Source organism: Sphingobium algorifonticola (assembly GCF_004005485.1).
In the GTDB taxonomy this organism is placed as follows: domain Bacteria; phylum Pseudomonadota; class Alphaproteobacteria; order Sphingomonadales; family Sphingomonadaceae; genus Sphingobium; species Sphingobium algorifonticola.
The window spans coordinates 49,401-71,797 of sequence record NZ_RZUL01000002.1; the positions used below are offsets into that span (position 1 = coordinate 49,401).

The window sequence follows — 22,397 nt, forward strand, 5'->3', positions numbered from 1 at the left end:
AGGAAAGATTATTACCGATGACTCGCACCAGCGCCGCCCTTGGCCGCATCCAGCCCAGCGCCACCCTGGCGATGAGCGCCCGTGTGAATGCGCTGAAGGCCGCAGGTGTGGATGTGATCGGCCTGTCGGCGGGGGAGCCCGATTTCGATACGCCCGACTTCATCAAGGATGCCGCCATCGCCGCGATCCGCAGCGGACAGACCAAATATACCGACGTGGACGGCACGCCGGCCGTCAAGGATGCCGTGGCGTTGAAGTTCAAGCGCGACAACGGCCTTGCCTATGACCGCAGCCAGATCAGCGTCAATGCCGGTGGCAAGCACACGCTGTTCAACGCGCTGGTCGCGACCGTCGACGTGGGCGACGAAGTCATCATTCCCGCGCCCTACTGGGTCAGCTATCCCGACATCGTGAACTATGCGGGCGGTACGCCGGTCATCATCGAAGGCCCGGCGGCGCAGGGCTACAAGATCACCGCGGCGCAGCTTGATGCCGCGATCACGCCGAAGACACGCTGGGTGATGCTCAACTCCCCGTCCAACCCCTCAGGCGCGGCCTATTCGGCGGACGAGTTGAAGGCGCTTGGCGAGGTGCTGCTGCGCCATCCCCATGTGCTGGTGATGACCGACGACATGTATGAGCATGTCTGGTATGCCGCGACGCCCTTCGCCACGATTGCGCAGGTGTGCCCCGATCTTTACGATCGCACATTGACGGTCAACGGCTGTTCCAAGGCCTTTTCGATGACCGGCTGGCGGATCGGCTTTGCCGGTGGTCCGGCCTGGATCATCAAGGCGATGAGCAAGCTGCAATCGCAGTCGACATCGAACCCCTGCTCGATATCGCAGGCTGCTGCTACGGCCGCGTTGACCGGCGACCAGGATTTTCTGGAAGAGCGCAATGCCGCGTTCCGCAGGCGGCGTGACATGGTCGTGGCAATGCTCAACGATGCGCCGGGCCTCAACTGCCCCGTTCCCGAAGGCGCGTTCTACGTCTATCCCGACGCCTCGGGCGTGATCGGCAAGACGACGCCCAAGGGCGTGCGAATCGCGACGGACGAGGATCTGATTGCCTATTTCCTTGATGAGGCGAAAGTGGCGGCGGTGCATGGCGGCGCCTTCGGCCTCAGCCCGGCATTCCGTATTTCCTATGCGACGTCGGAAGAGGTGCTGAAAAAGGCGTGCACCCGCATTCAGGAAGCTTGCGCCGCCTTGCGCTGATCCACGCCCAGGATGGCCTGACGTCAATCGGCGAACGACGGCGAAATCGAAACGGTCGGTTTCATTCCCGCACCTTGTTTGCGGCAGGTGACAGTCTATATCCGTTTCCATCAGCAACCTTGTTGAAGCGGCTGGTCGATCCCACAGGCATGTTCGTCGCCGGATTGTGCCATCGATCACTGCATTCATGCAGGGCTCATGCAACTTTTCCTAACCAGCCTCCGTAGCTGGATGTGAAGCAAGACAGAAAGGTGTGCGACATGGTCGCCTTCTTGAAATCGGGCCTGTTCGTTAGGTTCATGGGTGGTTTTCTGCTGGGTCTGGTCGGCGTTGTGACGCTCAACCCGGCCGATGCGCAGCCGCGTCCCGATGATCTGTCTGCTGCCCCCATCCAGCAGGAGCGGAGTTATGACATCCTTTAGGGCACTGGTCGCCGCCACGATGATCGGCGGCGGCATGATGGCGGCGGCGTGGCATTATGCGCCCGCTACCTTGCCCGATGCGATCATCCCCGCTGCCATTGCTGGTGAGCGCACGGTGCTTGCGCCCCAACCACGTCTGGACGTGCCCGCCACGACGGGCCTGCAGACCGCGATTTTCGCGGGCGGATGCTATTGGGGCGTCGAGGGCGTGTTCAGCCATGTGAAGGGCGTCAAGCGTGTCGAATCCGGCTTTGCCGGTGGCCCGCCGCGCCTCAAGGTCGATTATGACAGCGTCAGCGCAGGCGGCACGGGCTATGCCGAGGCCGTGCGCGTGGTCTATGATCCGCGGCAGGTGAGCTATGGCACCTTGATGCGGATATTCTTTTCGGTGATCGCCGATCCGACCACGCTTAATTATCAGGGCCCCGATCACGGCACGCAATATCGCAGCGCGCTCTACCCCACCAATGCCGCGCAGGCGAAGGCGGCGCAGGCCTATCTGGCCCAGCTTGGCCAGGCCAAATTGTGGACCGGCAAGATCGTCACCCGTGTGGAGCGGTTCGACGGGTTCCAGATCGCCGACAGCTATCATCAGGACTTCATGCGCAAGAACCCGCGCCACCCCTATATCCTGCGCTGGGACGCGCCCAAGCTCGCAGCCTTCCGCCAGGCCTTTCCGCAGCAGTATAGCGGCACATGGGTGAGCTGATTTAGGTTATTCAAACAACGTCCAGATGCCATAGACGAGTAGCGGCCAGAAAACGACGATCCACGTTACCAAAACTATGAACATCAGATAGTTGCGGACAAGTTTCCATAGCTTGAGCTCTCGCGGCTGTGTGGCGTAATCGCCAACTTCATTTGACGGTTGATCCCAAAGTGCCGATCGTCTGGGCGTAGTGATTGTCGCATCGACGTCGCTATCTTGAAACATCGTAACGCGCCCTCTGATTAGATGCGAGGCAGCATGCTAATCGAAGGCTTCATCCTATGCTAATAGAACATCATGCGCGCAAAATATGCGAAAATGCAAAGCATAATGGACTGTTTTCCTTGTCGAAATGATCCTAAAAATAGCTATCCATATCATTATATTACTTTTTGCTGACGAAGGCATGATGATATCATCGATATGGGGCAAAAGTGATGGGAGAATATGGTGAGTTAGATTTCGAAATATGCAGAAACGCTATAATATTAAATAACTACTTTAATAGTATAACCGGTTTTGATGCTCTACGCCCCGAAGCAAAACTGCTATTTAATATAGGTTTGATTTGGGTTCTATATACGTGCTTGACCCAGATTGATGATGGCATTTAGTCAATTGTGTCGATCCAGCGCCAAGCGGCCCCAAAAATGGTGATGGCGATTATCGCTAACCCAAGCTGAAAGATGCCTCGAACATCACCATACTTATCGAGCAAGATCACGTCAGGCACCACGGCTATGATGCCTTTTACAACAACGACAGCCGCCAACGCGCTGCCACAGGCACCCGCCACGCTTCGTTTAAAATCCTGATTGGTCATGGGCCTCTCCCGTTAGAGGTCAATTATCACAAAAAAAGCCCGGCGGGTTAGGCCGGGCTTTTCAATCAGTCGTCCTTCTGCTTGCCATCGTCACCCTCCGGCAACAACGGCATTAACTTAGCAAGCCGCGAGATGAGCTCAGTAAGATGCCACTGGCTCGTAATCTTCGTATTGATCGTAACACTATCAAAGTCGAACACTGGCTTAAGGTCGTTAGTCGATGTGGCGACCTTCGCTTGCTCAAGAGGAAGGGTCGGCGGTTTGCGATCCTGACCATCCGGATGGTCAACGATTTTTACTTGTTCCATAGAATATCCCGTCTCGGTTCCCTCGACAAAGAACCAAGCGCCATCGGGCGTGGTGGCTCGTACGCGAACTGGTTTCGCGAACTGAAGCTGCCCTCCCACCTCGACTTCCACAAAATCACCTACGCTTGGTTTGGGCGTATCTACCATGTCTGGCTTACGCTGTGAACCGTTCTCGTCGGGCTTTTGCGTCGGCTTATCCATCCCGGCATACATAAATGACGAAATGAAGTTGGCCACTGCGGCTTCAGCCCCCTGCTGATTGAAGCCCTTCTCGGATACCAGCCAATATTCCATTACCGTCTTGTCGGGGAGGATGGGGCCATATGTGTCATAGAGCTCCGCGAAAACAGGCGGCTCAATCACAGCTTGCGCCATCGCTCGCTCACGATCAGGTGACCCCGGACGCTTGTCTAGCGCAATCCTGCGAGCCAAATCTGTTAGCTGGACTCGCCTGTCGGTCCCTTTCCCAACGTATTCCACTAGTCCGTATGAATTTAGCGCGGCCATCGTCTGTCGAGCACCACTGCTCTTTGGAGCGTAATTCCACAGCTTGTAAAAGGTTTCAGGAGAGAGTTTCGTTCTCTCCGCACCTTTTGCGGTGATCTCGAAGACCCGATCGAGCGCTCTCTGCAAATCTATGAAGGGGTAGCTTGGCCCCCTGCCAACGGTGAGCTTTAGATCGTCACCAGCGTCGATATCATCAGCCATCACATAACCCTCTCAAGTGTCGATGGATACAATAAGCCTTTTTCTAGTAATATGTCTAGAAAAAAGCCCTTCATGCCTTTTTTGGGCTCTTCGGCAAATTATGCCTCTTGCCACATGCTTGGTAGGTCGTTAAGCAATACGACGTCGGACTGAACGAAAGCCGACCCGGAGATCGTGTTTGATGTGATAGTGGAACGGACACCGCGACCAACGAAAGGCCGCCAGAAACGGAAAAGGCCGGAGCAAAGCCCCGGCCATCCGTAGTTTCAACGGGCGCTAAGCGCTGCGTTTCCACCGCTGTGACAAGCAAGGAATCGCACGGTTAGCGCCCAAATTCAAGGAAAAAGCAAATGCGCTTCATCCAGGGATATTACCGCATCAGGCGCTGTCGCGTCGAACGTGTGCGGTGCTATTATCGCCGCCGTTAATCCAGAGGATTAGTCACCGCCCTTAGTGGGCTTTTCATCAACACCTAGGGATCGCTTCTGCGGTCCCTTTTTTTGTCTCAGCTTCACGTTGTCCGGCAACTCGTCGGGATCGACGCCTATGAACCTTTCGAGCGCTTCGGCGAGCGGCATGTCCAGCCCAAGGGGCTTCTCTCGCTTGCCGCTCATGCCTTCAAAGCCTTGTAGGTGAGGCGTCCGGCGGTCTGCGCGAGAAGGGCGTTCACGCGGTCGCCTTCGCCCATGCTGCGGAGATTGAAGCGCCATGTCATCTCGCCAAGGTAGGCGTTCAGGTGCTTGGGCGAAAGGAAATGGTGAGTGCCGATGATTTGACGCTTGAACAACGCCCAAACACTCTCAATCCCGTTAGTGTGCAGGATATAGTGGCGCACATACTCGCCAGCGCTGTGGTTTACGCGGTGGTGATTGTAGGCGTCGGACAGGCCGACGAACGCGCCATGCTCATCGGTCATCAGGTTAGCGCCCGACTTCACATTGTCACGGATGACGGTCTGGACGGCCTTGGCGCTCAGGTTCGGCGTGGTGCCGGTGCGCAATTCGCCGTCGCGTTCCAACATACCAAGAACGGCAACCTTACCTTTGCCACCTTGTTTGCCGCCGGTGCGCTGATGAGCGTGCTTATTCTTCTCTTTGCCGCCGATGAAAGTTTCGTCGGCTTCTACAATGCCGTCCAGCGGGCGGTTGAAAGACTGGGTTTTGATCGCATAGCGCAAGCGGTGGGTCATGAACCAAGCCGTCTTTTGCGTAACGCCGATATCCTTGGCGAGTTGGGTGCTGGCGATGCCTTTCTTGTGCGATGTGATAAGCCAGATCGCCAGCATCCACGAGCGCAGCGGGATTTTGCTGTCTTCAAAGATCGTGCCGACCTTTATGGAGAAGCGCTTGCGGCAGGCATAGCACTTGTAGGTGTTGGTCGGAGTTTTAACCTGATTTTCGCCAGCGCCAACAACGCGATTCATGCGCCCAATACGGTTGGCGTCCGCATTTTTGCAGAGCGGACAAAAAGCACCGTTTTTCCAGCGGATCGCCGTAAAATGGTCGATCGCGGCCTGTTCGTCGGGGATTACGGCCATCATCTGAAGGATGGTGTCAAACTGCTGAATGGCGGGTTTCTTGCTCATGCAGCCTGATTAGCACGCTCCCCGCCTTGGGTCAAGCATGTATATAAGTCCCTTTGAGTGGCCCTTTAAGTGTTAAAGAGGCTATGTTTGTAAGTGGCCTGTCTTATCGCGGATTCTACGGTACGCTGGGGCGCTTGATTGATGGCGGAATGATCGAAGTCCAAAAGGACGCACGAGATGGACGAGTGCGGCGCGTATCCCTTACCCCGGCGCTGCGTGCGGTCGAACAAATCAAGCCAATATATGGTTAGTTCCATTTACTGCTACGGCCAGATCAATCCTGTCGCGTTTCTGGCGCCAATACAATAATCTATCGGGTCTTAATCTATCCCGCTAGTGCTTTCCCCGACCCTTTTGAAAGCATTTGCCGGGAGCCGCTGCGGCGCCGACTTTCGCCGCAGCGGCACTATATCCAGCACTGTCAACCGGAATCCTATCCAAGTTGGTCACTAACACGGGCCATCCATGCGGGGTTGCCCGGTGCATGTCACAGCCCGCGACGGCCGGTGAAAAGCTGGTAGAGGCCAACGATCACGGCCAGCACCAGCAGGATGTGGATGATGCCACCGGCAATGTGAAAGGCAAAGCCCAGCGCCCACAGGATCAACAGGATGAGTGCGATCGTCCAGATCATGGCGATGTTCCTTCGATGCTGCGGGCAATGATCGCCGACAGTCGAAACAGAAACACGTGCGGAACATGATCGTTCCGGCGGCGACATGGGAATGTGCTCCCAGATGTGGTTCCCCGGCGACGGCCAAGGCTCAGGGCGATGCAGTGCAGCCTCTGCGGCCCTCGACCCCGGCTTTCAGCCTTCGGCTGAGTTTATCCTGAACACCTGCCTTGCAGGCCGTCGAGGGGCCGGGGCGCAGCGACTTTACTTCGGGGACAGCACCATCAGCATCTGGCGGCCTTCCATGCGGGGATAGGCTTCGACCTTGGCGATTTCCGCGACATTTTCGGCAACCCGCTGCAACAGGGCCATGCCGAGTTGCTGATGCGACAGTTCGCGACCGCGAAAGCGCAGGGTGATCTTCACCTTGTCGCCTTCTTCAATGAAGCTGTGGACCTTCTTCATCTTCGTATCATAATCATGATCGTCGATGTTGGGACGCATCTTGATCTCCTTGATCTCCTGCGTCTTCTGGGTCTTGCGGGCGATATTCGCCTTTTTCTGCGCCTCATATTTATATTTGCCGATGTCGAGGAACTTGCAGACCGGCGGATCGGCATTGGGGGAGACTTCGACCAGGTCCAGGCCCACTTCGGCGGCCTGTTCGATCGCTTCCTGCGTAAACATCACGCCCAGATTTTCGCCCTCGTCATCGATCACGCGCACCTTGGGCACTGTGATGAACTCGTTGTAGCGGGGGCCGGATTTCGGCATTGGCGCCAGCGGGCGGCGCATCATCGGGGGACGTATAGCAGACTCTCCTGTAGTCGTTGACAAAAAGGCTCATAGCGCCTTTCGACGAAGCCGAAAAGGCCGCATGTCCTCCGTGGATACGAAGGACAGCGGCCTGTGGCTTCAGCGCCTCACTGCATATCGGGCGGCGTCGCCTCTTTTGCAAGGGTGGCCACGACTTCGTCGAGCGTCAGCACGGCCTGCGCCTGCTCGCCCAGGGTGCGCAGGGCGACGGTGCCTTCCTCCGCCTCGCGCTTGCCGACGACCAGCAGCTTGGGCACCTTGGCCAGGCTGTGTTCGCGCACCTTATAGTTGATTTTCTCGTTGCGCAGGTCGAGTTCGGCGCGGATGCCCGCGGCGCGCAGCCGCTCCACCACGGCGCGCGCATAATCGTCCGCCTCGGACACGATGGTCGCGACCACAGCCTGCACCGGCGCCAGCCACAGCGGGAAGCGCCCGGCATGATGCTCGATCAATATGCCGATAAACCGCTCGAACGTGCCCAAAATCGCGCGGTGGAGCATGATCGGGCGATGCCGCTCGCCATCCTCGCCAACATAGCTGGCATCGAGCCGCTCGGGCAGCACCGTGTCGGTCTGGAGCGTGCCGCATTGCCATGTCCGCCCGATCGCATCGGTCAGGTGAAACTCCAGCTTCGGGGCATAGAAGGCCCCTTCGCCGTCCAGTTCCTCCCAGCCATATTCAGGCGTCGCGCGCCCCGCCTGCGCCACGGCATCGCGCAGCGACTGTTCGGACCAGTCCCACATTTCGTCGGAGCCGAAGCGTTTTTCCGGGCGCAGCGCGAGCTTGATCGCATACTGTTCGAAGCCCAGATCCTTGTATATGCCGTCGAGCAGATCGCAGAAGGCCTTCACCTCATCGACGAGCTGGTCGGCGCGGCAGAAGATATGCGCGTCGTCCTGCGTGAACTGGCGTACGCGCATGATGCCGTGCAGCGCGCCATGCGCCTCGTTGCGATGGCAGCAGCCGAACTCGGCAAGGCGCAGCGGCAGATCGCGATAGCTCTTGATCCCCTGGCGGAATATGAGGACATGCGCGGGGCAATTCATGGGCTTCAACGCCATCATGTCCGCCTCGCCCGACAGCACCGGGCCGTCATCGTCGGTATTGGGCACTTCGTCGGGCACGACGAACATGTTCTCGCGATATTTGCCCCAGTGGCCGGACTGCTCCCACTGGCGCGCGTCCATCAATTGCGGCGTTTTGACTTCGCGATAGCCCGCCGCATCCAGCTTGCGGCGCATATAGGCTTCCAGCGCGCGCCAGACGATATAGCCCTTGGGGTGCCAGAAGACCGAGCCTTGGGCTTCGGGCTGAAGGTGGAACAGGTCCATTTCCTGCGCCAGCCTGCGATGGTCGCGCTTCGCCGCTTCCTCCAGCCGCGTCAGATGCGCGTCGAGCTGCTTCTTGTTCAGCCAGCCGGTGCCGTAGATGCGGCTGAGCATCGCATTCTTCTGATCCCCGCGCCAATAGGCCCCCGACACCCGCGTCAGCTTGAAAGCCTGCGGATCGACCTTGCCGGTGGAGGCGAGATGCGGGCCGCGGCACATGTCATACCAGGAGCCGGGCTGGTTTTCCGGCCCCGAATGATAGACTGTCAGCGGCTCGTCGCCCGCCAATTCGGCCGCCCATTCCGCCTTGAACGTCTCGCCCGCCGCCCGCCACTGCGCGATCAGCGTTTCGCGATCGACTTCCTTGCGGATCAGTGGCTTGTCGGCGGCGATGATACGGCGCATTTCCGCCTCGATCGCGGGCAGATCCTCGTCGGTGAAGGGGCGATCTTTAGGCGCGAAATCATAATAGAAGCCATCGTCCGTCGATGGGCCAAAGGTAATCTGCGTACCCGGAAACAGGCTCTGCACCGCTTCGGCCAGGATATGCGCATAATCATGCCGCACCAGTTCCAGCGCGTCGGCTTCGTCGCGCACGGTGATGAGCGCGAGTTGCGCATCGGCTTCGAGCGGGCGATGGAGATCGCGCACTTCGCCATCGACTTTCGCCGCCAGCGCCGCCTTGGCCAGCCCCGGCCCGATCGCCGCCGCGATCTCCGCCGGGGTCGTGCCGGGCGCCACTTCGCGCACGGAACCATCGGGCAGGCTGATCTTGAGAAGCTGTGTCATGGGAAGGGCAAAGCCTTTGTTTTCGGGATTTTTAGACGGTTTGCATGTGTCCAGCAGGTGCCGGGAAGTCAAGGGCTGGATCACGCAACGGCTTGACAGGTCGCAGCGGCGCGGCTTGGTTGGCGACGGGGAATATCGGGGGGATTTTACTTGGATAACGAACAGCATAGCGCCTTCGTGTTTCACGGAAGCTGGCGGGATTTCGCGCCGATCGCCTTTACCAACCTGCTGCTGACGATCGTAACGCTGGGCATCTATCGCTTCTGGGCAACCACGCGGGAGCGAAGGTATCTGTGGGCGCAGACGCAGTTCATCGACGACCGGCTGGAATGGACGGGCACGGGGAAGGAATTGTTCATCGGCTTTCTGCTGGTGCTGGGGCTGTTCGGTATTCCTTTCATTTTCATCCAGTTCGGTGCGCAGGCGCTGGTGTTTCAAGGCTACCCTGGCATCGCCGCGATCCTGACGCTGATAGCGGTCGTGGTGATTTTCTACCTCGTCGGCCTCGCGCGTTATCGGGCGCTGCGTTATCGACTGAGCCGGACCTACTGGCATGGCATTCGAGGCGGCAGCGACAATCCGGGCTGGGGCTATGGCCTGTCCTATATGTGGAAGACGTTCGTCAGCTACTTGCCTTTTGGCCTGCTTATCCCATGGGCGATGATGTCGCTGTGGAATCAGCGGTGGAACGCGATGAGTTTTGGCCCTTACGCTTTCTCGTCCACCGGCAGCGCAAGCGCGACCTTCAAACGTTTCCTGCTGTTTTATCTGACGCCGATATTGTTCGTGCTGGCGGGCGTGGCGGTCGCTAGTGTGACGGGGATGAACATGGGTGGGGTTTTTGTGGAATCCAGCCTCCCGCCGGTACTCCAGATCATAGTCTTTTTCGTCATCGTACTGGGTGTCTATGTGCTGCTCGGCATGATCGCGCTGGCCTATTATGCAGCCTTCCTGCGCGAGGCGATCGGCAAGCTGACGCTGGAGGGGCTGTCCTTCAGGTTCGAGGCGGGTACCGACGAATGGTTGAAACTGATTTTCGGCGACATCGCGCTGGTGATGCTCACGCTCGGCATCGGCACCATCTTCCTCTCCTATCGCCACTGGGCCTTTTTCATCCGCCATATGGAGGCGACGGGAGAGATTGATTTCAACCAGCTTACCCAGTCGACCACGCGCAAGCCCGGGCAGGGCGAAGGGCTGCTTGACGCCTTCGATGTCGGCGCGATCTGAAGTGGCGGCCGGCGCAACCGATGCGGCGGGGCCATGGCATTATGACGGGCGCAATGCCTGCCGCTGGCATCCGCGCGTCCTATTGGCGGCTGACAGCTTCCGCCTTGTCGGGGATGACTGGGAAAGTGGCCCTTATGCGTGGAGCGACCTGATCGCGCTGGATGGCACCGGCGGCCGCTCGGTGTACGGATTGAAGGGCGAAGGCGGCTGGCGGCTGGGTTTCGACGGCCCGCCGCCGCCTGATTTTGCTGCGCATTTGCCGCTCCATGGGCGCTATGGGCGATGGATCGACCGCATCGGCCTGCCCCGTGCGGTGGCGGGCTTCGCCGTGATCGCCGCAGCCGTCATCTATGTCGGGCTGGAAGCGCCCGGCTGGGTCGCCCCGCTCGTGCCACGGGCCTGGGAGAATCGGCTGGGCGATGCGATGGTTGGCGATTTCGGCGGACGCTTCTGCCGGTCGCCGGAAGGTGTGCAGGCACTCGACGCGCTGATCGCGAAAATGGACCCGAATGCTGACGCTCGCGCCATCGAAATCGCCAATGTGCCGATCGTCAACGCCATCGCCTTGCCAGGCGGGCGCATTATCCTGTTCGACGGGCTTATACAAAAGGCTGCGTCCGCCGATGAAGTTGCGGGCGTGCTGGGCCAGGAACTCGGCCATGTCCGCCACCGAGACACGCTGGTCGGGCTGATGCGGCAGCTGGGGTTGAGCGTCGTTCTCGGGGGCTTTTCCGGGGATGTCGGCGGCTATGTGAATGGCCTGCTTTCGTTGAGCTATGGCCGTAGCGCGGAGGCGCGCGCGGACGCCGCTTCGATCGTTGCGATGCAGGCGGCCAATATCTCCCCTGCTGACACCGCCTCTTTCTTCGGACGAATGGCAAAGAGCGAAGAACCAGGCGGCAGGCGCACCGCGCGAGCGATGACCTGGCTTTCCTCGCATCCGCTCTCTCAATCCCGCCGGGCAATATTCGCACGCAGCGTGAAGAGGGGACAGAATTATGTCCCGGCGCTGACTGACGCACAGTGGCAGGCATTGCGGCAGATGTGCAAACGCGACCCGACCGTGAAATCCGGATGGAGCTGGGAAGACGGACTGTGACGGCGCGTTCCCGCTGACGCCGTACCTCGGCAATTGGAAAAGGTTACGCCGCCTGCGCGCCCAATGTGCCGGTCAACACCCATTGTTCGGCATCGGCGGCATTGTCGAACATCATTGCCTGATCGCGCACGAGAATGCGACGGACCTGCATCCGTGACAGGGAACTGCCGGTCACGATCGCGATCCGTTTCGATTTCAGCGGCGAATCGGTGATGAGCGCCTGAAACGCGCCGACCACGTCCTGCGCCTGCAACGCGCATCGCGTGGTATCGACCAGCAGAAGATGTTCGCCCGACTGGCAGCCCATGCCAGCCGACGCCATTTGCACGGCGCGACCGAACTGCGCCACCGTCGCGCCATCGAAAAAGCCCGACAGCGTGGCACGGATCAGCTTGTACGCAGGCTCGGTAACGATATCGAACTTGTCCATGGCGGCCTCCCGGCATCGAACTACTGTACGGTCTTTGATTTTCGGTTAAGGCGACGCCATGACAGGCAGCCCCGCGCTTTCCACCATCACGCGACCAGACGGCGTGCGTCTGGCTTGCCGCCATCGTGCGGGGCGGGGGCCCACGATCGTCTTTCTGCCGGGCTATATGTCCGACATGGAAGGCGGCAAGGCGCTCGCCCTCGATGCCTGGGCACAGGCGCATGGGCAGGCGATGCTGCGCCTCGATTATTCGGGCAATGGCGCCAGCGAGGGCGATTTTGCCAGCGGCACCCTCGATATCTGGCGGGACGACGTGCTGCTGGCGATCGACGTCCTGCTATCCGGGCCGGTTCTGCTGGTCGGCTCCTCGATGGGCGGATGGATCGCGCTGCTGGTCGCGCTCGCCCGGCCGGACCGGGTGGCGGGGATCGTCGGGATCGCGGCAGCGCCCGACTTTACCGAATGGGGCTTCACGCCCGCACAAAAGGCGCAGTTGCGGGATGAGGGGCAGATCGTCGAACCCACGCCCTATGGCGATGCGCCTTATGTCACCACCCGGGCTTTCTGGGAATCGGGGCAGGCGAACCGGCTGCTGACCGGGCCGATCGCGCTCGATTGTCCGGTGCGGCTGTTGCAGGGCCAGTGCGATCCCGATGTGCCCTGGTCGACGGCGCTCGATATCGCCGCCGCGCTGCGTTCATCCAACGTCCAGACAGTGCTGATTAAGGACGGCGACCACCGGCTGTCCCGCGACAGCGATATCGCCGTGCTGATCGGGGTCGTTGCCGACCTGCTGGAGCGTTCATGACCCTGCTGCTGCTGCTTGCGCTGCAAGCCACTTCGCCTGAAACCGATGCCGTCATGGCGCGATCGCGTCGGGAAGCCGCCGCTGCACGGCAGGCCGCGTTGCCTACGCCGGTGCTGCCGCTCGCGCCGGAAACGGCCGCCAAATTGCAGAATTGTCTCGACAGCGCCATGGCCGACCCGGAGGCAGGCATCCGCGCCGCGAATGCATGGCGAATGGCAGGCGGCAGCTTTCATGCCCGGCAATGCCTGGGCTTCTCCTATGCCAAGGCGGATCGCTGGGCACCGGCGCTGGTGGCGTTCGAACAGGCGGCAGAGGAGGCGGAACGCGCCAATGATAGTGCCAGCAGCGCCCGTCTTTGGGCGCAGGCGGGCAATGCGGCGCTGGCCGGCGGCGACGCGGCGAAAGCGCGCGACTGCTTCGATGCGGCACTGGCGCGTGGCATGCCCGACGGGCTGGCGAAGGGTGAAGCCTATCTGGATCGCGCGCGCGCGCGCGTCGCGCTTAACGATCTTGCGGGCGCGCGGCAGGATATGGACAGCGCGCTCGATTTCGCGTCGCAGGATCCGCTGGCATGGCTGCTGTCGGCGACACTCGCACGGCGCACGGGCGAAATGCCGCTGGCGCAGGCGCATATCGCTCGCGCGGTACAGATGGCGCCGGACGACGCCTCGGTCGCGCTGGAGGAAGGCAATATCGCGATCCTGACCGATCACACCGATGTTGCGCGCGCCGCCTGGCAGCGTGCGGTGCGGATTGCGGGCCGGAACGGCGCTGGCCAGAACGGCGTGGGGAAAGCAGCCGCTGACAGTCTCGCGCGGCTCGATGCCAGACCGTGAGAGCGGCGCGACGCAGGCGGTTGTCCCGCGTCGATGCCGCGTTATCTAACCTTTGATCCCACGCCTTCGGAGGCTGACGCATGCCCAAATATCTGCACACGATGATCCGCGTGACCGACATCGACGCCACTGTCCGCTTCTTCAATCTGCTGGGGCTGGAAGAGCAGAAGCGGATCGACAGCGAAGCCGGGCGCTTCACGCTTGTGTTCCTGGCCGCGCCTGGCGACGAGAGTGCGCAGGTCGAACTGACCTACAACTGGGACCCGCAGACCTATGACGGCGGGCGGAACTTCGGCCATCTCGCCTATCGGGTCGAGAATATCTATGAGACCTGCCAGCGGCTGATGGACGCCGGCGTGACGATCAACCGCCCCCCGCGCGACGGGCACATGGCGTTCGTGCGGACGCCGGACAACATCTCGATCGAACTGCTGCAGGACGGGCACCTGCCGCCGCAGGAACCCTGGGCCTCGATGCCCAACAGCGGCACCTGGTAATCCGGGCCGATCAGTCGAGATAGAACTCTACCGTCGTGACGACTCGCACTTTCTTGTAGGGCGTGTCGCCGCCACCGCCGGACTGGTCGCCGTCGCGCGCGTCGATCGAAAAATAGCCTTGCGTGGCGCTCTTGATCCGACCGACGGCGGTGCCGCTGTCCTTGGCGAATTGTTCGGCGGATTTGCGGGCGTCACGCGTTGCTTCCGCCACCATTTCGGGCTTGATGTCGTTCAGGCGGGTGAAGCTGTAGACCATGCCCGACCCTTCCTGCAGAACGACGCCACGCCGCACGAGGTCGAACTGCCCGGCAACGGCCTTTTGCGCACGGGCGATGTCGGTGGTGCGCAATTGCATCCGCTGGTTGACGGTGATGGTGTTGACGCCGTTGTTGTAATATTGGCTGACATTCGTGCTGCTGGGTTTCAGATCGCCGGGCTGGAAGCCCATGCCACGGAAATAGTCCTGCAACGCCTTGCTGTTGGCGTCGATCTCGCTGCGCACCGTCGGCAGGTCGAACCCGGTCGCCGAATAGCTGATCGTCCAGGTCGCAAGGTCCGCCGTCACATCCTTTTCGGCCAGACCACGGACGGTCACGGCACGGTCGGCGGCCTTGGCGCGGGTCAGACCATCGCCCAGCAGATAGCCGCCGGTGACGATGCCGAGGCTCAGGATCGCGGCGCTGCCGATCAGAATCGCATTGGTTTTTCCCGTCCAGCCCGTCATGTATCTCTCCTGCCCTGTCAGAAGGGTGTATGTCACTGATATGGTGTAATCAAGGTGAACCGTTGCTTAAGGGCGATGAACGGAGTATGAGGATGATGTCGCTTGAAGTGGTCCGTATCCCGGTGCTGCACGACAATTATGTCTGGCTGATGCATGATGCCGCCAGCGGCGATACGGTGGTGATCGATCCTGCGGTCGCCGATCCCGTGCTGGCCGCAGCGGCGGCGCGCGGCTGGACGATCGGGCAGATCTGGAACACGCACTGGCATGGCGACCATATCGGCGGCAATGCCGCGATCAAGGCGGCGACCGGCTGCACCGTGACCGGCCCCGCTGCGGAGGCGGACAGGATCGATACGCTCGACCGGGGTGTGGGCGAAGGCGATACCGTCCGCATCGGTGCGCATGTCGCGCAGGTGCTCGCCGTTCCCGCACATACCGCAGGCCACATCGCCTATCATCTGGCCGAGGCGCAGATGCTGTTCATCGGCGATACGCTGTTCGCCATGGGCTGCGGCCGCCTGTTCGAAGGAACGGCGGCGCAGATGTTCGCGAACATGCAGCGGCTGTGCGCCATGCCAGACGACACCACCGTCTATTGCGCGCATGAATATACACAGAGCAACGGCCGTTTTGCGTTGGTGGCCGAGCCGGACAATGCCGCGATCGCAACGCGAATGGCGCAGGTCGATGCGGCGCGGGCGCGGGGCGAGCCGACGGTGCCGACGACGATCGCGCAGGAACGCGCGACCAACGTGTTCATGCGGGCGCGGGATGCCGTCCATCTCGCAGAATTGCGATCCGCAAAAGATGCGTTTTGAGCTATGGTAGGCGCCATCGAATCCGGGGGCGGATGGACGAGGACAAGCATGCGTACCCTGATCGCACTCATCCTGCTCACCGTCGCTGGCGGCGCGTCCGCCGCGTCTGAATCTCCTTTGAACAAACGCCAGGCGGCTGTTCTGGAGCGGGCATTGCTGGGCAAGGTGCCGCAGGCCCCCGTGCAATGTGTGGCCCGCGATCTGCTCAATGACGTCGAACCGATTGGCGATACGATACTGCTTTACCGTCTCGGTCCCAAACGTCTCTATCGCAACGATCTGGTCGGTCGATGTTCCGCGCTTGGCCCGGGCAGCATTCCCGTCATCCAGCGGGTCGGGCCGGATTACTGCGCGGGTGATGTCGTGCGCACCGTCGATCGGCAAAGCGGCCGGTTGCGCGGCGGCGCTTGTGCCTTGGGACCGTTCATCGCCTATCGGGCGCGGGAAAACTGAGTTCCGTTACGCCTTGTACAGGGCGTCCAGCCGTTCTCCATAACGCGCGCGGATCACATGGCGGCGAATCTTGATGGACGGTGTCATTTCCTGATTTTCCACCGTGAAGGCCTCGTCGGCCAGGATGAAACGACGCACCCGTTCGGTCACTGACAGGTCGGCGTTCACGCGATCGACCGCCGCCCGGATCGCCGCCATGAAAGCGGCGTTTTCCCGCAATTCGGCGAGATCGGCGGCGACATCCTTGGCCCTCGCCCAATCGCGCAGCCATTCGGCATCGGGCACGATCAGGCCGACCAGATAGGGCCGCTTGTCGCCGGAGACCATCGCCTGCCCGATTTCGGGCTGAAGCGTCAGCATGCCTTCGATCTTCTGTGGCGCGACATTGTCGCCCTTGTCGTTGACGATCAGGTCCTTCTTGCGATCGGTAATCCTGATGCGCCCCCGGTCATCGATTTCGCCTATGTCGCCGGTGTGCAACCAGCCATCGACCAGCACTCGCTCGCTTTCCGCCGGATTGCGCCAATATCCGTGCATGACGAGTTCGCCGCGCACCAGCAGTTCGCCGTCCGGCGCGATCTTCACCTCCACCCCGTCGAGCGGCGGGCCAACGGTATCCATGGCAACGCCCGCGCGGGGGCGGTTGCAACTGATGATCGGCCCCGCTTCGGTCTGGCCATAGCCTTGCAGCATCGTGATGCCGAGCGCGTGGAAGAAGATCCCGACATCGGGGTTGAGCGGCGCGCCGCCCGACACCATCGCCTTGATCCGCCCGCCGAACTTCTGCTGCACTTTCGGCCTGATGGTGCGATCGACCAGCATCCGCACCGGCGCATCGAACAGGCTGGCGCGGCCTTCCATGTCTTTCGCGCCGACGCGCAACGCCTGATTGAGCAGGAACATGGGCACCTTGCCCTGCTTCTCGATCGCCTTGAGCACCCGTGCGCGCAAGACCTCGAACAGGCGGGGCACCACCACCATGATGGTCGGCCGGACTTCCTCGATATTGCCGGCCAGCTTTTCCAGGCTTTCGGCATAGAATATCTGCGCGCCGGTGATGATCGGCAGAAACTGTCCGCCGCTGTGCTCATAGGCATGGCTCAGGGGCAGGAAGGACAGAAACACTTCGTCGCCGACGCCGAAATCCTCCGCCAGCAACTGGAACGCGCCTTCGACATTGCACAAGATCGCGCCATGATGCTGCATCACGCCGCGTGGCGCGCCGCCGGTGCCGCTGGTGTAGATGATGCAGGCCAGATCCTCGCGCGTCGCCGTCTGTGCGGCGGCGCAGGCATCGACATCGGCAGGATGGGCGGCGATCAGCGCATCCCACTGCGCGCAGTGAATGCTATCCCCCTGCATGCCGCGCAGCGGCTCCATGCCGATCACCAGACGCACCTGTGATCGCAGCACGGCCGGCATCAGCTCCTTCGCCAGCTTGGCGGTGGAGACGATCACCGCCGCAGCGCCGCTGTCGGTCAGGATATGCGTATGGTCGCGCGTCGTATTGGTGGTGTAGGTCGGCACGGTGACGCAGCCTGCTGCCATGATCGCCAGATCGGCGATGCAGAACTCGGGCCGGTTCTCGCTGACCAGCATCACCCGGTCGCCCGGCCGCAGCCCTTGCGCTTTCAGCGCCGCGGCGAGCGATGCCACCTGCCGTGCCGCCGTATCCCAGCTCAGCGCCTGCCACGCGCCGTCACGCTTGCGCGACAGAAACGGCGCCTCGCCTTTTTCACGCGCGCGGGTGAAGAAAAGGGCGACGAGACTGGGAAAGCGGTCTTGGGTGAAGGCGGGCATCGGATCTCCTGCGGCTTATACGCCCCTCGCGCCGAAGGGTTGCCGTCAGGGAAGGCTATAATGCGGCCTTTGCGTAACGGCTAGGGAGGTGTTGCCCCGGATAAGTCATCCTGACCAAGGTCAGCATCCATTGGCGTCATCATCATATCTTCGTTCGCCCTCAGCGCAGTCGAAGGGCCAGCCGGAACGCCGTGAAGGCGCTTCGCCTCTGGCGCAGCAGAACCCTTCGACCGGCTCAGGGCGAACGGACGATGGCATTGTCCTGTGCGCGCCTTCACTCCGTCCGCGATTCGCCGGGGCTGCGCGGGTCGGCGGCGCCGACCCATCGGCCGCCTTCAAGCGCGGCGGCATTGGCCTTGAGGCCCAGCTTCGCCACGTTGACCTTGTGCCCCAGCGCCTCCATCGCGCCTTTCATCGGCTCCAGTATCGTGCCCTGTTCCAGGATGATGCCATCGCGATTGAAATAGACGAGGCCGAGGCCGATGGCGTCCTGCGCCGACAGTCCCCAGTCGAGCCGGGCGATCAGCGCCTTGGCGACCTGCATGATGATTGTCTTGCCGCCTGCCGCGCCGACCGTGAATACCGGCTTGCCGACCGCATCATAGACGATTGTCGGCGCCATGGACGACAAGGGACGTTTGCCTGCCTCGACTCGGTTGGCAACCGGCGCGCCGTCCTTTTCCGGCGCGAAGGTGAAATCCGTCAGTTCGTTGTTGAGCACATAGCCGTTGGCGATGAGCTGGCTGCCGAAACCGCTTTCGACCGTCGATGTCATCGTGGCGATGTCGCCGCTGCGGTCGACGGCAATGAAATGGGTTGTGCCCGCCACTTCGGAAGAAAGCGCGGCCGTGCGCGGCTGTGCGCCCGGCGGCGTTCCGGCGGCATAGGTCCCGAGTGTCTTGTCCGCAGAAATCAGGCGAGACCGCGCCTTAAGATAGGCGGGATCGATCAGCCCGGCCACCGGCACCGCCACGAAATCCCGGTCGGCCAGATATGTCTCGCGGTCGGCATAGGCCAGTTGCATCGCTTCGGCGATCACATGCCAGGCGCGCGGATTATCCTTGCCCAGCGCCTGCATGTCGAAGCGTTCGACCATGCCCAGTATCTGGAGCACTGTCGTTGCGCCCGACGACGGCGGACCCATGCCGCAGATCGTGTAGCTGCGATAGGGACCGCAGACGGGCGCACGCTCCTTCGCCCGATAGGCGGCAAGATCGGCGACTGTCAGCGGCACGGGATTTTTCGGCGCATTGCCAACCGTCGCGCTGATCGCCTCCGCATTGGCCCCGGTGTAGAAGGCGTCGGGACCACGCGTGGCGATGTCCTTCAGGACTGCGGCCAGCGCCGGATTGCGGATGCGGGTGCCGACCGGCGCGGGCGCGCCATCCCTCCAGTACAGCTTTTGCGCGTCGGGGAAGTCAGCCCAGATTTTCTGAAGACCGGTCAGCGCGTTGAACAGCCGGGGCGTCACGTCGAAGCCGCCTTCGGCCAGCTTGATCGCCGGATCGAACAGCGCCGCCCATGGCAACGCCCCCCATTTGGCATGCGCAGCCTTCATCAGCGCGACATTGCCCGGTACGCCCACCGAATAGCCGCCCGGCCATGCCTGGATGAAAGGCAGCGGCTTGCCATCGGTGCCGAGGAACCGGGTCGGCGTCGCTGCGGCAGGGGCCGTCTCGCGTCCGTCGATCGTATCGATCAGCCCGGTTTTCGCATCGTGATGCAACAGGAAGCCGCCGCCGCCGATGCCGCTCGATTGCGGTTCCACCACGGTCAGCGCCAGCATCATGGCCATCGCCGCGTCGGTCGCGCTGCCGCCCTTGCGCAGGATTTCGAGGCCCGCGTCGCTGGCGCGGGGATCGGCCGATGTCACCACCCCCTGCGCCAGCGCCGGAACCGGCAGGACAATCAGGGCGAAGGCGATGAGGATGCGCTGGATCATGCGCGCCAGACTATCGGCTGCCCGTCGTGCGGCAAGTGTTTTGTTGCGCATGCGAACTAGCTGTCGATGCCGACGGCCTGCGCGATATTGGCGAAGCCGTCGCGAACGAGCAGCTGTTTCAGCCCGGCGTGAATCCCGCGCGCAAGCCACGGCCCTTCATACACCAGCGCGCTGTACAGTTGGACCAGCGACGCACCGGCGCGGATGCGGGCATAGGCCTGTTCGGCCGTGGCGATGCCGCCGACGCCGATCAGCGGCAGGCTGTTGCCGGTGATCCGGCGGAAATCGCGGAGCCTCTGCAATGCCATATCGTGCAGCGGCGCGCCCGACAGACCACCGCCTTCCTGCGCATGCCGGGAGCGCAGCGGCGGGCGGGCGATCGTTGTATTCGATATGATGAGCGCGTCGATGCCATGCATCATCGCCGCTTCTGTAATGTCGGCGACATCGGCGCTTTCCAGGTCGGGCGCAACCTTCAGGAAGACAGGCGGCCCGCTGGCACCGCGCGCGTCCATGACTGCACCTAGCAGGGCGTTCAGCGCACCCTTGTCCTGCAAGGCGCGCAGCCCGGGCGTATTGGGGGAGGAAATGTTGATAGTCAGATAATCGGCCAGCGGCGCCATCGTGCGAACGCCCGTGGCATAATCGGCGATCCTGTCTGTCGCATCCTTGTTCGCGCCGATGTTGATGCCGATGATCCCGTCGCCACGCGTACGGCGTGACAGGCGCGTCACGGCGGCCGCTTGTCCGCCATTGTTGAACCCCATGCGGTTGATCACCGCCCGATCCTCGACCAGGCGAAACAGGCGCGGCATAGGATTGCCGTCTTGTGGGAAGGGGGTCAGCGTACCCAGTTCGGCAAAGCCGAAACCCAGCCCGCGCATCTTGTGGGCGACGCGCCCATCCTTGTCGAATCCCGCCGCCAGGCCGACAGGCGCGGGGAACGTCAGCCCCGCGACTCGGGAGGCAAGCATCGAATCCGGCGCGTCTGCGCGGCGCGATGGCATCGCTTGAAGCGCCGCCAGCGTCAGATTATGTGCCATTTCGGGATCAATGCGGAACAGAAGCGGGCGGATGGCGGCATAGAACATGGCGACGCTATGCCAGCGCCACCTGTCGGGGTCAAAGACAGGCCGTCCCACGGCCCAAGCTGTTGCATTTGCGCAACATGATGACGTTCACATGGGTCATTTTGGATCGTTGTGCCGAAGAAATGTCGAATCCATACAATAAAATTGCAACGCTCTTGGCCTAGAGACGCCCTGCGACCCGAAGGGCTCCTGGTCTTGTACCAAGAGACCTTTTCCTGGACCCGGACGGGAAACCGTCCGGGTCTTTTTTTGTCTTGCCGCTATTGCGGGCCTGGCAAAGGCGCATCTTTGCGTGCCATTGCCGGTTACAAATCTGTTGCGTCCTGCGTTGCGTCGCGTCATGACGTCGCAGGGGGTATACAAGATCATGACGCGCGTTCCGGGTCGTTTCATTTTCGTTATGAAACAATGGGGTGACGCCGTGTCGACGCCGGACGGCAGATCGGCCTGATCCCGTGCCACCGCGCAACAAGCAGGTCGGTGCCTCCCGCGCCGCAAAAGCGCCATCATCCGCTGCGCCTCCCGAATCGTTGCGCAATTATTTCGGTGCGCTCTATCGCTTCACCACGGCCCTGCCGCATTATGAAGATGTCACGCGCGCCGATGCCGGCCAGTTGCGGTTCATGCTGGCGGGCCGCGGCCATTATCGCTTTCACGACGGGCATTGCATGGCGACGCCGGACGTCTGCCTGCTTGGCCCGACGATGGGTTCGACCAGCTTTACGCTAGATACGCCGGCTGACGTGTGGGGCATTTCGCTGCTGCCGCTTGGCTGGGTGGCGATCGATGGCGGGGACGTCAGCCGGATGGCCGACCGCTTGTGCGACATGACCTTGGAACAGGGCGCGGCCTATGCCGCGCTGCTGGATCAGTTGCGCGCGTCGGCGGCCGATACGGCGGCGTCGGCCACGGGCATCTGGGCGTTTCTGGAGGCGCGCCTGCGCCCCGTGCCACCGGCGATGGTCAGTTTCGTGGCGGCGGTGGATGCGTGGCTCGCGAATGAAGGGTCGCCGCGCGTCAGCGATCTGGTCGCCGCGACGGGCCTTTCCGACCGGCAGGTCGCCCGCCTCACAAACCGGCTCTACGGCGGGCCGCCCAAGCTGCTCGCCCGCAAATATCGCGCGCTGCGCTGCGCGGTGAAGATCGCGATCGACCATACGCCCTGGCAGGATCTGTGCGACGCCGCGACCTTCTACGATCAGTCGCATTTCATTCGTGAGATCAAGCATTTCGTCGGACTGACGCCGCACCAGCTGATGACCGATCCGACCGAAGTCGCGCGCCTGACCCTTCAGCGTCGCGACATGGGCATCGCCATGGCGGAAATCAACCGGATCAGCTGACA

23 protein-coding genes are annotated in these 22,397 nt (G+C 61.8%); 11 read left to right on the forward strand and 12 right to left on the reverse strand.

What is annotated here, in order from left to right; genetic code table 11:
• Positions 1-17: 17 nt before the first annotated feature.
• From ENE74_RS05305 to msrA, 3 genes are all read left to right on the forward strand, one after another.
• Complete coding sequence (locus ENE74_RS05305; protein ID WP_127689635.1) at positions 18-1,220, forward strand: pyridoxal phosphate-dependent aminotransferase; 1,203 nt, start codon at positions 18-20, stop codon at positions 1,218-1,220.
• A gap of 233 nt (positions 1,221-1,453) precedes the next feature.
• On the forward strand, positions 1,454-1,642 hold the full coding sequence (locus ENE74_RS18160; protein ID WP_164847382.1) for a hypothetical protein: 189 nt from the start codon (positions 1,454-1,456) through the stop codon (positions 1,640-1,642).
• A gap of 37 nt (positions 1,643-1,679) precedes the next feature.
• A complete protein-coding gene (gene msrA / locus ENE74_RS05310; RefSeq protein WP_127690540.1) occupies positions 1,680-2,351 on the forward strand; it encodes a peptide-methionine (S)-S-oxide reductase MsrA in 672 nt (223 codons plus the stop codon).
• A 610-nt stretch (positions 2,352-2,961) separates the two neighbouring features.
• Here the strand turns inward: msrA and ENE74_RS05315 are convergent.
• From ENE74_RS05315 to thrS, 7 genes are all read right to left on the reverse strand, one after another.
• Positions 2,962-3,174 (reverse strand): hypothetical protein, encoded by a 213-nt coding sequence (locus ENE74_RS05315; protein WP_127689637.1) that lies wholly within the window; start codon positions 3,172-3,174, stop codon positions 2,962-2,964.
• A 65-nt stretch (positions 3,175-3,239) separates the two neighbouring features.
• The gene (locus ENE74_RS05320; protein WP_127689639.1) at positions 3,240-4,190 is read right to left on the reverse strand and encodes a hypothetical protein; all 951 of its coding nucleotides are present in this window, start codon (positions 4,188-4,190) and stop codon (positions 3,240-3,242) included.
• 437 nt (positions 4,191-4,627) lie between these two features.
• Entirely contained in the window at positions 4,628-4,804 is a 177-nt protein-coding gene (locus ENE74_RS18165; protein WP_164847384.1) for a hypothetical protein, read from the reverse strand.
• On the reverse strand, positions 4,801-5,775 hold the full coding sequence (locus tag ENE74_RS05325) for an IS1595 family transposase (RefSeq protein ID WP_127689641.1): 975 nt from the start codon (positions 5,773-5,775) through the stop codon (positions 4,801-4,803). The genes ENE74_RS18165 and ENE74_RS05325 overlap by 4 nt, the downstream gene beginning before the upstream one ends.
• Positions 5,776-6,262: 487 nt before the next feature.
• Positions 6,263-6,409: a lmo0937 family membrane protein gene (locus ENE74_RS05330; RefSeq protein WP_127689643.1), complete on the reverse strand. Its 147-nt coding sequence runs from the start codon at positions 6,407-6,409 to the stop codon at positions 6,263-6,265.
• Positions 6,410-6,652: 243 nt separating this feature from the next.
• The gene (gene infC / locus ENE74_RS05335; RefSeq protein WP_127689649.1) at positions 6,653-7,186 is read right to left on the reverse strand and encodes a translation initiation factor IF-3; all 534 of its coding nucleotides are present in this window, start codon (positions 7,184-7,186) and stop codon (positions 6,653-6,655) included.
• 125 nt (positions 7,187-7,311) lie between these two features.
• Entirely contained in the window at positions 7,312-9,321 is a 2,010-nt protein-coding gene (gene thrS / locus ENE74_RS05340) for a threonine--tRNA ligase (protein WP_127689651.1), read from the reverse strand.
• Between the two features lie 150 nt (positions 9,322-9,471).
• On the opposite strand from thrS, the gene ENE74_RS05345 reads away from it, so the two are divergent.
• Positions 9,472-10,551 (forward strand): YjgN family protein, encoded by a 1,080-nt coding sequence (locus tag ENE74_RS05345; RefSeq protein ID WP_127689653.1) that lies wholly within the window; start codon positions 9,472-9,474, stop codon positions 10,549-10,551.
• On the forward strand, positions 10,535-11,650 hold the full coding sequence (locus tag ENE74_RS05350) for a M48 family metallopeptidase (protein ID WP_127689654.1): 1,116 nt from the start codon (positions 10,535-10,537) through the stop codon (positions 11,648-11,650). Before ENE74_RS05345 ends, ENE74_RS05350 begins: the two co-directional genes overlap by 17 nt.
• A 43-nt stretch (positions 11,651-11,693) precedes the next feature.
• On the opposite strand, the gene ENE74_RS05355 is transcribed toward ENE74_RS05350, so the two are convergent.
• Positions 11,694-12,080 (reverse strand): hypothetical protein, encoded by a 387-nt coding sequence (locus tag ENE74_RS05355; protein WP_127689656.1) that lies wholly within the window; start codon positions 12,078-12,080, stop codon positions 11,694-11,696.
• 58 nt (positions 12,081-12,138) lie between these two features.
• Here ENE74_RS05355 and ENE74_RS05360 point away from each other — a divergent pair, with 58 nt between their 5' ends.
• From ENE74_RS05360 to ENE74_RS05370, 3 genes are all read left to right on the forward strand, one after another.
• On the forward strand, positions 12,139-12,888 hold the full coding sequence (locus tag ENE74_RS05360; RefSeq protein WP_127689658.1) for an alpha/beta hydrolase: 750 nt from the start codon (positions 12,139-12,141) through the stop codon (positions 12,886-12,888).
• Positions 12,885-13,724: a tetratricopeptide repeat protein gene (locus ENE74_RS05365; protein ID WP_127689660.1), complete on the forward strand. Its 840-nt coding sequence runs from the start codon at positions 12,885-12,887 to the stop codon at positions 13,722-13,724. The genes ENE74_RS05360 and ENE74_RS05365 overlap by 4 nt, the downstream gene beginning before the upstream one ends.
• A gap of 80 nt (positions 13,725-13,804) precedes the next feature.
• Positions 13,805-14,221, forward strand: coding sequence for a VOC family protein (locus ENE74_RS05370; protein ID WP_127689662.1), 417 nt, complete (start codon positions 13,805-13,807; stop codon positions 14,219-14,221).
• A gap of 10 nt (positions 14,222-14,231) precedes the next feature.
• On the opposite strand, the gene ENE74_RS05375 is transcribed toward ENE74_RS05370, so the two are convergent.
• Positions 14,232-14,945, reverse strand: coding sequence for an SIMPL domain-containing protein (locus ENE74_RS05375; protein WP_127689664.1), 714 nt, complete (start codon positions 14,943-14,945; stop codon positions 14,232-14,234).
• A gap of 92 nt (positions 14,946-15,037) precedes the next feature.
• On the opposite strand from ENE74_RS05375, the gene gloB reads away from it, so the two are divergent.
• Positions 15,038-15,766: a hydroxyacylglutathione hydrolase gene (gene gloB, locus ENE74_RS05380; RefSeq protein WP_127689665.1), complete on the forward strand. Its 729-nt coding sequence runs from the start codon at positions 15,038-15,040 to the stop codon at positions 15,764-15,766.
• A 48-nt stretch (positions 15,767-15,814) separates the two neighbouring features.
• Positions 15,815-16,219: a hypothetical protein gene (locus tag ENE74_RS05385; protein WP_127689667.1), complete on the forward strand. Its 405-nt coding sequence runs from the start codon at positions 15,815-15,817 to the stop codon at positions 16,217-16,219.
• A 6-nt stretch (positions 16,220-16,225) separates the two neighbouring features.
• On the opposite strand, the gene ENE74_RS05390 is transcribed toward ENE74_RS05385, so the two are convergent.
• The 3 genes from ENE74_RS05390 to ENE74_RS05400 all read right to left on the reverse strand — a co-directional run bounded on the left by ENE74_RS05390 (position 16,226) and on the right by ENE74_RS05400 (position 21,052).
• On the reverse strand, positions 16,226-18,019 hold the full coding sequence (locus ENE74_RS05390; RefSeq protein WP_127689669.1) for an AMP-dependent synthetase/ligase: 1,794 nt from the start codon (positions 18,017-18,019) through the stop codon (positions 16,226-16,228).
• 274 nt (positions 18,020-18,293) lie between these two features.
• Positions 18,294-19,961, reverse strand: a complete 1,668-nt coding sequence (ggt, locus tag ENE74_RS05395) for a gamma-glutamyltransferase (protein WP_127690541.1) — start codon at positions 19,959-19,961, stop codon at positions 18,294-18,296.
• A 56-nt stretch (positions 19,962-20,017) separates the two neighbouring features.
• Positions 20,018-21,052, reverse strand: coding sequence for a quinone-dependent dihydroorotate dehydrogenase (locus ENE74_RS05400; protein WP_127689671.1), 1,035 nt, complete (start codon positions 21,050-21,052; stop codon positions 20,018-20,020).
• Between the two features lie 530 nt (positions 21,053-21,582).
• Between ENE74_RS05400 and ENE74_RS05405 the strand changes: the two genes are divergently transcribed.
• Positions 21,583-22,395 (forward strand): helix-turn-helix domain-containing protein, encoded by an 813-nt coding sequence (locus ENE74_RS05405; protein WP_241241849.1) that lies wholly within the window; start codon positions 21,583-21,585, stop codon positions 22,393-22,395.
• Positions 22,396-22,397 lie beyond the last annotated feature (2 nt).

Coding starts and splice junctions, on each gene's coding strand:
- ENE74_RS05330 (WP_127689643.1), bottom strand. CDS start 6,409: ATGATCTGGACGATCGCACTCATCCTGTTGATCCTGTGGGCGCTGGGC.
- ENE74_RS05320 (WP_127689639.1), bottom strand. CDS start 4,190: ATGGCTGATGATATCGACGCTGGTGACGATCTAAAGCTCACCGTTGGC.
- gloB (WP_127689665.1), top strand. CDS start 15,038: ATGATGTCGCTTGAAGTGGTCCGTATCCCGGTGCTGCACGACAATTAT.
- ENE74_RS05390 (WP_127689669.1), bottom strand. CDS start 18,019: ATGCCCGCCTTCACCCAAGACCGCTTTCCCAGTCTCGTCGCCCTTTTC.
- ggt (WP_127690541.1), bottom strand. CDS start 19,961: ATGATCCAGCGCATCCTCATCGCCTTCGCCCTGATTGTCCTGCCGGTT.
- ENE74_RS05325 (WP_127689641.1), bottom strand. CDS start 5,775: ATGAGCAAGAAACCCGCCATTCAGCAGTTTGACACCATCCTTCAGATG.
- thrS (WP_127689651.1), bottom strand. CDS start 9,321: ATGACACAGCTTCTCAAGATCAGCCTGCCCGATGGTTCCGTGCGCGAA.
- ENE74_RS05365 (WP_127689660.1), top strand. CDS start 12,885: ATGACCCTGCTGCTGCTGCTTGCGCTGCAAGCCACTTCGCCTGAAACC.
- ENE74_RS05315 (WP_127689637.1), bottom strand. CDS start 3,174: ATGACCAATCAGGATTTTAAACGAAGCGTGGCGGGTGCCTGTGGCAGC.
- ENE74_RS05350 (WP_127689654.1), top strand. CDS start 10,535: ATGTCGGCGCGATCTGAAGTGGCGGCCGGCGCAACCGATGCGGCGGGG.
- ENE74_RS05355 (WP_127689656.1), bottom strand. CDS start 12,080: ATGGACAAGTTCGATATCGTTACCGAGCCTGCGTACAAGCTGATCCGT.
- ENE74_RS05400 (WP_127689671.1), bottom strand. CDS start 21,052: ATGTTCTATGCCGCCATCCGCCCGCTTCTGTTCCGCATTGATCCCGAA.
- ENE74_RS05360 (WP_127689658.1), top strand. CDS start 12,139: ATGACAGGCAGCCCCGCGCTTTCCACCATCACGCGACCAGACGGCGTG.
- ENE74_RS05370 (WP_127689662.1), top strand. CDS start 13,805: ATGCCCAAATATCTGCACACGATGATCCGCGTGACCGACATCGACGCC.
- ENE74_RS05385 (WP_127689667.1), top strand. CDS start 15,815: ATGCGTACCCTGATCGCACTCATCCTGCTCACCGTCGCTGGCGGCGCG.
- ENE74_RS18165 (WP_164847384.1), bottom strand. CDS start 4,804: ATGAGCGGCAAGCGAGAGAAGCCCCTTGGGCTGGACATGCCGCTCGCC.
- msrA (WP_127690540.1), top strand. CDS start 1,680: ATGGCGGCGGCGTGGCATTATGCGCCCGCTACCTTGCCCGATGCGATC.
- ENE74_RS05305 (WP_127689635.1), top strand. CDS start 18: ATGACTCGCACCAGCGCCGCCCTTGGCCGCATCCAGCCCAGCGCCACC.
- ENE74_RS05375 (WP_127689664.1), bottom strand. CDS start 14,945: ATGACGGGCTGGACGGGAAAAACCAATGCGATTCTGATCGGCAGCGCC.
- infC (WP_127689649.1), bottom strand. CDS start 7,186: ATGATGCGCCGCCCGCTGGCGCCAATGCCGAAATCCGGCCCCCGCTAC.